This is a genomic window from Viridibacillus arenosi (assembly GCF_001955655.1).
In the GTDB taxonomy this organism is placed as follows: Bacteria; Bacillota; Bacilli; order Bacillales_A; family Planococcaceae; genus Viridibacillus; species Viridibacillus arenosi.
This window is the reverse complement of record NZ_MSPW01000001.1, coordinates 191,234-203,733: the sequence shown is the minus strand read 5'-3', so window position 1 is coordinate 203,733 and position 12,500 is coordinate 191,234. Positions and strand designations below refer to the sequence as shown.

Sequence of the window (12,500 nt, the reverse complement as noted above, 5' to 3'; positions counted from 1 at the left end):
TTTTGGAAGGAAGAGACTATGCAACAAGTAGTAGCTATGCAAAATGCAAAAATGCAATATGAAACAAGATTACCTAGGAATGCTAAAGAAGGACTATTGTACGGTACGATTATCTCTACATTGACAGTTATTTTAATGACATCTATCAATATTATTTTAAATGTGCCAGAAGATTTAAGTAGTGGACAAGTATTTTTGCAAATTATTAAAGCCTTACCGATTATGTGGGTTATCGTTATGATAATTGAACCTTCTGTAATAGGCCGTATTGCTGAAAACCTAGTGTCCAAATTTACACTGCCAACAGATAGCTTTAATTCTAAAATTTTATTCCGAATTATCTTCACTGTATTTGGTATGTCCATCGCTATGACATTAATCGGTGATATTGTAGGAAATGGTTTTAGTACTGAAATTTTCAGCCGTTTTTTATCAAACTGGCCAAGAAACTTAGTTATTGTATTAATCGCTGAGAGTTTAGTAATTCAACCCATTGCACGATTTGCGATGGTTAAATTACACGCCACGCAAGATCGTAAGAATGTTGAATCAAACTGAATTAAATAAGACACTTTAGAAATAAAGAGGATCGATTACGATCCTTTTAATTTTGGCTATATTTGTTCTGCCATCCAATATTATTAATTGATTTCCATCACACAAAACTTAAACTATTCTTTTGTTTGCGGAATGAAATAAAAATTTGAAACTTATTAATTGTAGTATTCGTATAGTATTTGTAATTAATTTGATGTAGGGGGATTTATTGATGTCATTTTTTAATAAAATACTAGCGAGTTTTGGAGTAGGCGGAGCAAAGGTTGATACGAAGCTGGAAAAAGCGGAGTATGTCGCTGGTGAAATAATGCGAGGAGAAGTTGAAGTGTATGGAGGGAATCTGGAGCAACAAATTGATTCCATTTATTTGACTGTAAATACTACTTATATCCGAGAGTCTGATGATAAAAAGTATACAGATTCTGCGACAGTGAAACAGTATAAAATCACTGCTCCGTTTACTATTGGAGTTAATGAAACAAAAGTAATTCCATTTGAAATCAATCTCCCAACTGATACGCCAATAACATATGGAAATACACAAGTTTGGGTTAGTACAGGATTAGATATTAAAAATAGTGTAGATCCTACAGATAAGGATTTTATAGCTATTCGTCCAACTAGACTTGTGGTGCAAATTTTAGAGGCGATAGATCAACTAGGATTCAAACTACGCAAAGTGGAATGTGAGCAAGCTTCTTCTAAAATTCGTAGTAATTATCCGTTTGTGCAAGAATTTGAGTTTATTCCAACAAACGGAGTTTATAGAGGAAAGCTAGATGAACTAGAAATTTTATTCCTTACACAAACTGAACAATCTGCGGAAATTCTTATGCAAGTGGATCGAAAAGCAAGAGGTTTTGGAGGATTTTTAGCAGAAGCAATGGAAATGGATGAAAGTCATATTAGACTATCAATCACGGTACAAGATTTACCTAAATTACAAGAGAAGTTAAAACAAATTATTTCTAACCATGTTTGATGAAATTATCTAAGCTAATAATAGAGGGGTACATTGGCAATTACAATGTGTATCTGAATTTTACCATTATTAAAAACCAATAATCAAAATAGCGAGCCTTACCTCATTAATTATCGAGGTAAGGCTCAATTATTTTTTAAGTAGTACCTTAATCTGGTCTTACACTAAAGTCTAAAGCACTATCTCAATATTTATTGTGCGATTAACCTTTGACTATCAAATAAGATAATGAATAGTAATTTGAGAACCTAAGTGTAGAAAACTCTTCTTAACACAGAATTAATATAATCAATTAACAATTTCACCATTAATAAATACTTTTTCAACCTTACTGTTAAGATCGAATGGGTTACCACTCCAGATAACAAAGTCAGCATCTTTATTCGGTAAAATCGACCCGACGCGATCGTCAACTCCAAGATGCTTAGCAGCGTTTAATGTAATAGCTTGCAAGGCTTGTTGTTCGGTTATTCCGTTTTTAATTGCATGTATAGCACTTGTTACTAGATATTCAATACCAACGACTGGATGATCTGTAGTAATAGAACATGGAACTCCTGCATCTAAAAGTGTTTTGATTGTAGACCATTTTTTATCTTTTAACTCCACTTTTGAACGTGTGGACATAGTTGGTCCTACAGAAACTCGCACATCGTGTTTTGCAATATAATCAGCAATATGATGCCCTTCAGTACAATGCTCGATCGTCACATTAATATCAAATTCACGTTTAATGCGAAGTATTGTTAAAATATCATCTGCTCTATGTGCATGAACGCGCAAAGGAATCTCTTTATTTAAAACTTTAGCCATATTTTCTAAATCTAGCTTTCTATCCTTTTTCTCAGAGTTGATATAATTTTGTGCCTCAATTAATTTCTCGCGTATTAAGGCAGCAACACCCATTCTAGTAACAGGCATTTTCCCCTTAGCTCCATGAAATCTTTTAGGATTTTCCCCAGTTGCTGCTTTCATACCAGAAGGTGATTTAATAACCATCTCATCGACAATGGTACCAGCTGTTTTTAAAACAACCATCTCTCCTCCGATTACATTAGCACTTCCAGGCATTACTTGAACTGTTGTTACCCCAGCTTTACGAGCATCTGCAAATCCAATTTCCATAGGATTAATACCATCTAAAGCACGTATTTGTGGTGTTACCGGATGACTAGTTTCATTGAAATCAGCTCCTTCAATACCAACACCCTCTTCAGAAACTCCAAGATGAGTATGTACATCTATTAAACCAGGTGTAATTATTTTTCCTTTTGCATCAATTACTGCATAGGCTTCTGTTATTTTCTCCTCAGACTCAATTCTTTCAAAAACGCCATTTTTTACGAAAATGACGTGATTTTCTAGAGACTCACCATTACCATTCCAAATTATTGCATTCTTAATTGCTATCATTCCAAAACCCCCAATTTTTATAAAAAAAGGTTTGCAATATAAAAATAGTTAATATAAACTAATCTCTAATATTCCTTTTTCAGATAATATAATTTTTTCTGAATATTGTAAAGCGGTATAAAACGCTAAAATAATCCTGATTCCAGTAGTGAAGAGAAAAAGAAAGAGAGAAGGGATCACTTGAAATATGAAGTCGATGAGTTAGATCACGGCATTATTAAGCATCTATCTAAAGACGGTCGTTTATCCTTTACTGAATTATCGATACGTCTGCAAGTGACAGAAAAAACTATTCGTCTACGCTATAAGAATTTATTAGACAAAGGGTTCCTTGAAGTAGTAGGAGTAGTAAATCCTTTAGCAGTAGGACTTAAAGCGGGAGCGATTATTCAAGTCAAGGTGAAAGCAAATTCAATCTCAAAGGTAATTGAAGATTTAAAGGAGATTAGAGAAATTCGTTTTATCACTGTGACGTCGGGGGAATATCCAATTCTTTTTCAAATAACGGTGAAAGATCAAATAAGAATCACGGAAATCCTACGTGAAGTCAATAAAATCGAATGCATTACTGAAGTCAATACGATCATTCAGCTTGAGGTACATAAAAATACATTTGAATATATTTTCTAAAAATCTGAATAAATTTTTCAGAATAATCAGTATTTTATGATGTGAGAATAATAAAGCTTCGGCTTTTTTATAGAACAATGTAAGGGGGTAGGCAATAATGAAAATTTTTATTTCGGCTGATATGGAAGGGATTTCAGGTGTAGCGACTAACCAACAATTGAAAACTCCTTTTGAATATCAACGTTTTCGAAAGTTGATGACAGCAGATGTAAATGCAGCGATTGAAGGAGCCATTAATGGAGGAGCTACAGAAGTAGTAGTAGCAGATGGCCACGGTAACATGTCCAATATCCTAATTGAAGACTTAGACATACGGGCTAGATTGATCTCTGGAAACAACAGAGTAATGTGCCAGTTAGAAGGTTTGGATGACTCTTTCGATGGTATTTTGTTTGTCGGACATCATGGACGTGAAGGGGGCTCTGATGTAGCAGTTATTAGCCATACACTAGCAGGGATTTGTGTGAATGAAATGACAATTAATGGTCAGGTAGTCGGTGAAACAGAGATGAATACTTATGTAGCAGGTGCATTTGGTGTTCCACCTTTGTTCATTAGTGGAGATGACGCGTATGTGAACGAGGTACTAGAAACATTACCTAATGTTGAAGCAGCTATTACTAAACGTGCAGTAGATCGCTTTGCTGCAGAGTTAATTCATCCTGAGATAGCGCGTCAACAGATTCGACAACAAGTCGAAGTGGCAGTAAAAAATTCTGCTGACCAAAAACCAGTTGTATTATCGGGACCTATTACATTTGAAATCGAATTTAAAGGGTCACAGCAAGCAAAAATGACAACAACTATTCCTAGTGTGGAATTAATTGGATCAAAGAAAATACGCTTTACTTGTGATGACATGATTACAGCTTATAAACATATGTGGGGCTGTGTAATTATTGCGATGGCGGCAACAAACGGAGTTTTAGGAAGTGTCAATACATAATAAGTTGACGTATTTAGAACGGGGGTGTAGATAGGTATGTATATTGTAAAAAGATTTATGACAATGATTCTTACCATCTGGGTCATAGCTTCATTAACATTTTTTATCATGAATATGATTCCTGGAGATCCATTTGCATCAGATGCTGATGTACTACCTAAAGAGGTAGTAGAAAATATGAGAGCTAAATATAACTTAGACGAACCGGTACCGGTGCAATATGTCTTGTATTTAAAAAATTTAGTTATGTTGGATTTAGGACCATCTATTAAATCAGAATCCCGTACCGTAAATGACATTATAACTTCAGGGTTTCCAGCCTCTGCAACGCTCGGAATTCAAGCGATAATTGTAGCGCTCGTCTTTGGGCTCTTACTAGGGATCGTTGCTGCATTAAATCATAATAGATTACTCGATAATGCGGCTATGATTTTTGCCATCATTGGTATATCGGTACCTAGTTTTATATTATCGCCATTACTGATCAATATCTTTGCAGTGAAATTTGGAATACTTCCTGTAGCTTCTTGGGGAACATGGCAACATTCTGTCCTACCTACTTTAGCACTTGCAACTACACCGTTAGCGGTTGTTGCTAGATATATGCGTTCTAGTATGCTGGAGGTTATGAATCAGAACTATATTAAAACGGCGGATGCAAAAGGGTTATCTACCTTTAAAATTGTGCTAAATCACGGAGTTCGAAATGCGATTTTACCGGTTGTATCCTTCATTGGTCCACTATTCGTCTCGCTAATTACAGGTACATTTGTTATCGAAAAAATATTCGCAGTACCAGGTATAGGTAAATACTTCGTGGATAGTATATTTAATCGTGATTATCCCGTCATCATGGGGACAACCGTGTTCTTCAGTACAATCTTAGTTGTCACTTTATTTTTAATCGATATTTCTTACCGTTTTATTGATCCAAGAATTAAGCTGACTAGCAAGGGGGATTAGCAGATGGTAAAAGTATTGAACGATTCTATGTTTCGTCCAGTAGATCCAAGTAAGCTGCAGACAGATGAAATCCAACGTCCTAGCTTAGGAGTTTTTAAAGAAACTCTTCTTAGTATCCTTAAAAACAAATTAGCTATAATAGGACTTTTCCTTTTAGTTGTAATTATCTTTTTAGCAATTTTTGGACCATCGATGGTTCCATATAGTGGCTCCCAACAAAATCTAACGAATGTCAATAAAGCACCGTCAGGAGAACATTGGTTTGGAACAGATAACTTAGGTCGTGATATGTGGAGTCGTACATGGCAAGGTGCACGTGTATCTTTAACTATTGGCTTTATAGCAGCGATTGTAGATTTAGTTTTAGGAGTAGTAGTCGGTGGTATATCTGGATACATGGCAGGAAGAGGTAAATTAGGAGACCGCGTTGATAGTTTGCTAATGAGAATTGTAGAAATTCTATACGGAATCCCTTATTTGCTAGTAGTAATTCTATTAATGGTTATCATGGAGCCAGGTATAACTACAATAATAATAGCTTTATCTATTACTGGTTGGGTTGGAATGGCGAGAATTATAAGAGGACAAATTTTACTTCTAAAATCTCAGGAGTATGTTTTAGCTGCTGAAAAACTAGGTACTTCTCATGTCAAAATTATTACACGTCACTTATTACCAAATACAATGGGGATTATCATTATTAATTTAACATTTACGATTCCTACAGCTATTTTCGCAGAGGCCTTTTTGAGCTTCTTAGGTCTTGGGGTACAAGCTCCATTTGCAAGTTGGGGAACGATGGCTAATGATTCACTTGGTGTTATTTTAAGTGGACATTGGTGGAGATTGTTTTTCCCTGGATTCATGATCGCACTGACGATGTTTGCATTTAACGCCTTTGGTGATGGAATACAAGATGCACTCGATCCAAGAGCTCGTAAGTAGGAGGTACAAAACAATGAATCATTTACTAGAAGTTAATAATTTAGAGATAAATTTCAAAACATACGGCGGGGAAGTAAAGGCAGTAAGAGACGTCTCCTTCCATGTTGATAAAGGGGAAGTAGTTGCCATTGTTGGTGAAAGTGGCAGTGGAAAAAGTGTCACTGTCCAATCTATTATGGGGCTAATTCCAACTCCTCCAGGCATTATTAAAGGCGGCAGTATTAAATTCCAAGGAAAAGAACTACTAAGGGCTTCAAAAAGGGAAATGCGAAAAGTAAAAGGGTCTAAAATCGGCATGATATTTCAAGATCCGATGACGTCATTAAATCCAACAATGATCGTTGGTAAGCAAATTGCTGAAGGACTCATCACTCATCAAAAATTATCTAAACAAGAAGCCAAAAAGAAAGCGATAGAAATGATTAAGCAGGTAGGAATTCCAAATCCAGAGGAGCGTTACAACCAATTCCCACACGAGTTTAGTGGGGGGATGAGACAACGTGTAATGATTGCAATCGCACTTGCTTGTAATCCGGAATTACTTATTGCAGATGAACCCACCACAGCCCTAGATGTTACTATACAAGCACAAGTCTTAGAGTTAATGAAGAAATTGCAAAAGGACACTCAAACAGCGATTATTCTCATTACTCATGATTTAGGTGTTGTAGCAGAAACTGCTCAACGAGTAATGGTGATGTATGGAGGTATCATGGTTGAAAGTGCAACCGTTTTCGATTTATTTGAAAATCCAAAACACCCGTATACATGGGGATTGTTGAACTCGATTCCGAACTTAGAAGGAACAGAAAAGAAACAATTAATACCTATTGAAGGCTCTCCACCTGATCTTTTTTCTCCACCTAAGGGTTGCCCATTTGCACCGCGATGCAAGTATGCAATGGATATATGTTTAGAAGAAATGCCAGGAGACTATCAAATTGATGAATCGCATTCTGCACGATGCTGGCTAAATGATACTCGAGCACCCAAAATGGAAATGCCTTTTGCATTAGAAAAGGATAAAACAGTTACAGTTGGGGGTGAGAGTATTGACTAAGAATTTAGTAGAAATCCAATCTTTAAAAAAATATTTTAAAATTAAATCCGATGTTACTGTTAAATCAGTTGATGATATCTCATTCTACATCCGAAAAGGGGAAACGTTTGGTCTTGTTGGAGAAAGTGGGAGTGGGAAGTCTACTTTAGGGAAAACGCTCGTTGGACTCCAAGCGGCATCGGATGGAGATATAATATACGATGGTCAGAATATTAAACAATTAAATAAAGAAATGAAAAGAAATGTGAATAAAGAAATGCAGATTATTTTCCAAGATCCACATGCATCACTGAATCCTAGAATGCGAGTGGGCGACATTATCGCTGAAGGAATCGATGCCTATAAGCTATTTAGTGGCAAAGAGCGTACCAATCGAATTTATGAATTATTAGAGCGTGTTGGTTTGAGTCCACAACATGCTAAACGCTATCCTCATGAATTTAGCGGTGGGCAAAGACAAAGAATTGGCATAGCACGTGCATTGGCAGTAGAACCAAAATTTATCGTTGCGGACGAGCCTATTTCAGCACTAGATGTATCTATTCAAGCACAGGTTATTAATCTATTGGAAGATTTAAAGACATCTGAAGATTTAACGTACCTATTTATCGCACATGACCTTGGAATGGTAAAACATATTAGTGATCGAATCGGTGTGATGTACTTAGGTAAGATGATGGAATTAAGTAATAGTGATGACATGTTCACGAATCCATTACATCCATATACCCAGGCATTATTATCAGCTATACCGAAAACAAATCCACGTGATGCAAAAAGAGAACGAATTGTCCTTGCTGGTGATCCACCAAGCCCGACCAATCCACCAAGTGGTTGTCGATTCCGAACGAGATGCCCTCATGCAATGGAGGTATGCGCATTGCAAGAGCCTCAGTGGAAAGAGGTAGAGAAAGAGCATTGGACGGCTTGTCACTTATATTAATATGAATAGAAAGAAGGAGGAAATAAAATGAAAAAATGGTTATTGTCATTACTTTTAGTGCTAGTAACAGGCTCTGCTTTGGCAGGATGTTATGGTGGAGGAGAAGATGAATCATCCAAAGGAGATAAAACGGACAAAGGTAACATTAAACAAGAGATTGTCGTAAATGCGAGTAGTGAACCTCCAGCAATTGACCCTGCTAAGGCAACAGATACAACTTCTGGTTGGGTACTAGATCATATTTTTGAAGGTCTATATACTCGTGATAAGGATGGGAAGCCGGTTTTAGGTGCAGCTAAAGATGTGAAGACATCTGATGATGGAAAAACTTATACATTTACTCTTCGTGACGACGTAAAATGGTCTGATGGGTCTCAAGTTACTGCGGGTGACTTTGAATATGCATGGAAAAGGGTATTAAATCCCGAAACTGGAAGTGCGTTTTCATTTTACCTTTACTATATTAAAGGTGCAGAAGAATACAACAAAGGTAAAGGTAAAGTGGAGGATGTTGGGGTAACTGCTGTAGATGATAAAACACTTGAAGTTCAATTGAATGCGCCATTAGGTTACTTTGATAGCTTACTTACATTGTGGACATTCTATCCAGTTCAACAAAAGCTGGTTGAAAGTAATGAGAACTGGGCTGCAGATGCAAACACATACATTAGTAATGGTCCATTTAAGATGACGGAATGGAAGCATGAAAGTAATGTAGTGATTGAAAAGAACAATGAATACTACGATAAAGACGTAGTGAAATTAGATAAAGTGACTTTCAAAATAGTAAATGAAGCTACAACTTATTATCAAATGTTCAAAACAGGAGAATTAGATTTAATCAGTACATTACCAAGTGATGTTCTTGCAACTGAAAAAGATAATGAAGATTATCGTGAAGAACCTTACTACGGAACATATATGTACATGTTCAATGTTAAGAAAGAACCATTTACAAATGCAAAAGTTCGTAAAGCTTTCGCAATGTCAATTGACCGTAAAGCATTGACAGAAAATGTAACGTTAGGTGGAGAAACACCAGCATATGCAATGGTTCCTGAAGGCGCAGAAACACCAGAAGGAGATTTCCGTAAAGTTGGTGGCGATTACTTTGAAGAAAATGCTAAGGAAGCCAAAAAGCTGTTAGCAGAAGGTATGGCCGAAGAGGGCTGGAGCAAGCTTCCAGAAGTAACATTACTTTATAACACGGCTGAAAATCATAAAAAAATTGCAGAAGCAGTACAAGAAATGATTGATCAAAACTTAGGTGTCAAACTTAAACTAAGTAACCAAGAGTGGGGTACTTATCTAGAAACAACAAAACAAGGAAACTTCCAAATGGCTCGTATGGGATGGATTGGTATTTTTGTTGATCCTGTTGTTAATCTTGACTACTACCTAGGTGATAGTCCTAACAACCGTACAGGATGGGTAAATAAAGAATATGATTCTATTATTGCTAAGTCTAAAGTAGAGCAAGATGTAAATAAACGCTATGAGCTTTTGCATCAAGCGGAGAAAATTTTGATGACGGATATGCCGTTTATGCCTGTGAATTTCTATAAATATAATTACTTAACAAATCCTGATTTTGAAAACATCGCTTATTATGTGAATCGTTTCCCTCAATTTAAATGGGCAGAAAAAACGAAATAAAACGTTTTATTCATAAATTGTGAGTTGTAAATTGATAAAGTCCCTTGGCCAGCAGTTTACCGAAGAGAGCGTAAGCTTTTCTAAGAAGACATGGAATTGTAAGGGTCTTTATCTTTTTTACTTATAGCTATAACTGATTCAAATTAATAAGAGGTGATAGAATGAAAAGATTTTTTTTACTTACAAGTGCTCTGGCCATGCTTTGGGTAGGCATCATGCTGCTCTTAAATTGGACACTAGTTGAATGGATTAACTACACATTTCTTTTCGGTTTAACCGCTGCAATAATATCTGCTTGTATTAATATTTGGCAAACTAGATTTTTCAGTGTGTTTACTAGAGGATTTCGATCACTAGGGCATTTTATCATTCCTATGAACAAGTCTAGATCACTAGAACGTGCAAATCAGCAGCTCGCTAATGATGCAAATTTAAATCAATTTAAACAAAAGATAGCCCAAGTATTGTTTTTCTCGATTTCTAGTTTAGCTGCTTCTTCAATTTTTGTAAGTATTATTGGATTAATATTTTACTATTAGTAGAAATACATAAATGTAGATACTATCTATTAAAAGGAGACTGAAAATAATGATAAATTCGGATCAAGTTTTATCTGAGTACTTAAATGTACGTGGGGGATTCCAGCCACAAGTGATCCCAAATCAACAAGCTATTACTTTTATTTCTAAAGAAACTGGTATTCCACAAGTTTGGAAGTGGGATGTAACAACAGCTGAAATTCAACAATACTCAGACCTGCCAGACCGAGTTCTAGCTGTATACCATTCTCCATCAGGAAAGCAAATGATTGTAGGAATAGATGAAAAAGGAAATGAAAAACAGCAATTTCACTTATTGAGAGAAAAAGATTCGTATGCAAAGGAACTTGTAGTATCAAAAGAACATTTTCACCAATTTGGCGGATGGTCTTCAGACGAAAGTAAAATTGCTTTCACAAGTAATCGTCGTCATCCGGGTTACTTCGATATATTTATCCTAGATGTGGAAACAAAAACAGAGGAAGTTGTTTATCAGGTAGATGGCAATTGTACTCCTATTGGTTGGACAAAAGATGGAGAGCATTTAATCATTAGCATGCCTGAAACAAATATTGATCAATCTTACTACATACTAAACTTAAACAAGAAAGAGCTTTGTAAATTATTCGAAGGAAATCCTTTATCTAGATATCAGTCACTTCAGCAGAGTAATAATGGAGAGAGTGGATTCATCCTGACTGATGTTGGTCAAGATACTTTAGGCATCCATAAATTTAATTTTAAAGAATCTTCTCAACTACAGGAACTACTTACATTCGACAAATGGGATATTGAAGAAATTAAATTATCTCCAGACAATTCTATCCTAGCATTTACTACAAACGAGGGTGGAGTCTCTCTTCTTGGAATTTATGATTTAATAAAACAGAAGCATCATTATATCGAAGGTGTTCCAAGCGGGGTAGTGGAATCTCTAACTTGGCTAAATGATAATGAACTTTACTTTGGACTAAAAAGCCCCATACTTCCTGGTGATATTTGGAGAGTATCTTTGAATGACAACAAAGTAGAACGTGTCACATTCATAGGCGAGGCTAAGGAAGTACAACACTTGTGGCAGCAACCAGAGCTTTGTACATTTTCTTCTTTTGATGGTTTGGAAGTACCTTACTTTCTATATGGTAAAAAGGAAGAAGCTCAGCCGGTAGTAGTGTATGTTCACGGTGGACCCGAGTATCAACTACGAGCTGAGTATAACCCTGTGATTCAGTATCTAGCAGCGAATGGCTTTGCAGTAGCGGCACCGAATGTGCGAGGAAGTATGGGGTATGGACGAAAATACGTGAAATTGGATGATGTACGAAAGCGTATGGATTCTGTAGCTGATTTAAAATGGCTAGCAAATGATTTAGTACATACGCATGGAGCCGACTCCGAACGAATCGGTATTATGGGACGTAGCTATGGTGGATTTATGGTTTTAGCTGCCCTAACACATTATGCTGATATATGGGCGGCAGGAGTGGATATTGTAGGGATATCCCATTTCAAATCATTCTTAGAAAACACAGGGGCATGGCGCAGAAAATTACGTGAATATGAATATGGATCATTAAAAGATGATGTTGATTTCTTTGAAGAAATCGCACCATTAAATCATTCCGATAAAATAAAAGTACCTTTACTTATTTTCCACGGTAGAAACGATACACGAGTCCCTGTTAGTGAAGCCGAACAGCTAACGGCAGATTTAAAAGAGCAAGGAAAGCAAGTAGATCTTATTATTTTTGAGGACGAAGGTCACCAAACAGAAAAAATCGAAAATCATATTAAAATGAATACGGAAATAGTTCAATTCATGCAAAAGTTTTTAAAGGTACAGGAAGTCAATTTTAAGTCTTAAT

12 protein-coding genes are annotated in these 12,500 nt (G+C 36.1%); 11 read left to right on the top strand and 1 reads right to left on the bottom strand.

What is annotated here, in order from left to right:
- Positions 1 to 18: 18 nt before the first annotated feature.
- Positions 19 to 558 carry a DUF2798 domain-containing protein gene (locus tag BK137_RS00925; RefSeq protein ID WP_200866444.1) on the top strand — a complete coding sequence of 180 codons (540 nt, stop codon included), beginning with the start codon at positions 19 to 21 and terminating at the stop codon, positions 556 to 558.
- 211 nt (positions 559 to 769) lie between these two features.
- Positions 770 to 1,540, top strand: coding sequence for a sporulation protein (locus tag BK137_RS00920; RefSeq protein ID WP_038190304.1), 771 nt, complete (start codon positions 770 to 772; stop codon positions 1,538 to 1,540).
- 288 nt (positions 1,541 to 1,828) lie between these two features.
- On the opposite strand, the gene BK137_RS00915 is transcribed toward BK137_RS00920, so the two are convergent.
- The gene (locus BK137_RS00915; protein WP_038190301.1) at positions 1,829 to 2,953 is read right to left on the bottom strand and encodes an amidohydrolase; all 1,125 of its coding nucleotides are present in this window, start codon (positions 2,951 to 2,953) and stop codon (positions 1,829 to 1,831) included.
- A 180-nt stretch (positions 2,954 to 3,133) separates the two neighbouring features.
- Between BK137_RS00915 and BK137_RS00910 the strand changes: the two genes are divergently transcribed.
- The 9 genes from BK137_RS00910 (at position 3,134) to BK137_RS00870 (ending at position 12,499) form a co-directional block, all read left to right on the top strand.
- Positions 3,134 to 3,583, top strand: coding sequence for an Lrp/AsnC family transcriptional regulator (locus BK137_RS00910; RefSeq protein WP_038190298.1), 450 nt, complete (start codon positions 3,134 to 3,136; stop codon positions 3,581 to 3,583).
- A gap of 97 nt (positions 3,584 to 3,680) precedes the next feature.
- Positions 3,681 to 4,529: a M55 family metallopeptidase gene (locus BK137_RS00905; protein ID WP_038190296.1), complete on the top strand. Its 849-nt coding sequence runs from the start codon at positions 3,681 to 3,683 to the stop codon at positions 4,527 to 4,529.
- Positions 4,530 to 4,565: 36 nt separating this feature from the next.
- A complete protein-coding gene (locus BK137_RS00900) occupies positions 4,566 to 5,492 on the top strand; it encodes an ABC transporter permease (protein WP_038190292.1) in 927 nt (308 codons plus the stop codon).
- Between the two features lie 3 nt (positions 5,493 to 5,495).
- Positions 5,496 to 6,437 (top strand): ABC transporter permease, encoded by a 942-nt coding sequence (locus BK137_RS00895; protein ID WP_038190289.1) that lies wholly within the window; start codon positions 5,496 to 5,498, stop codon positions 6,435 to 6,437.
- Between the two features lie 13 nt (positions 6,438 to 6,450).
- The gene (locus BK137_RS00890) at positions 6,451 to 7,497 is read left to right on the top strand and encodes an ABC transporter ATP-binding protein (protein WP_038190287.1); all 1,047 of its coding nucleotides are present in this window, start codon (positions 6,451 to 6,453) and stop codon (positions 7,495 to 7,497) included.
- A complete protein-coding gene (locus BK137_RS00885; protein WP_038190276.1) occupies positions 7,490 to 8,440 on the top strand; it encodes an ABC transporter ATP-binding protein in 951 nt (316 codons plus the stop codon). The genes BK137_RS00890 and BK137_RS00885 overlap by 8 nt, the downstream gene beginning before the upstream one ends.
- Positions 8,441 to 8,467: 27 nt before the next feature.
- On the top strand, positions 8,468 to 10,096 hold the full coding sequence (locus BK137_RS00880; protein ID WP_038190271.1) for a peptide ABC transporter substrate-binding protein: 1,629 nt from the start codon (positions 8,468 to 8,470) through the stop codon (positions 10,094 to 10,096).
- A 161-nt stretch (positions 10,097 to 10,257) separates the two neighbouring features.
- Positions 10,258 to 10,635 (top strand): DUF3899 domain-containing protein, encoded by a 378-nt coding sequence (locus tag BK137_RS00875; protein WP_038190266.1) that lies wholly within the window; start codon positions 10,258 to 10,260, stop codon positions 10,633 to 10,635.
- A gap of 49 nt (positions 10,636 to 10,684) precedes the next feature.
- Positions 10,685 to 12,499, top strand: coding sequence for a S9 family peptidase (locus BK137_RS00870; RefSeq protein ID WP_038190263.1), 1,815 nt, complete (start codon positions 10,685 to 10,687; stop codon positions 12,497 to 12,499).
- The last annotated feature ends 1 nt before the right edge of the window (position 12,500 follow it).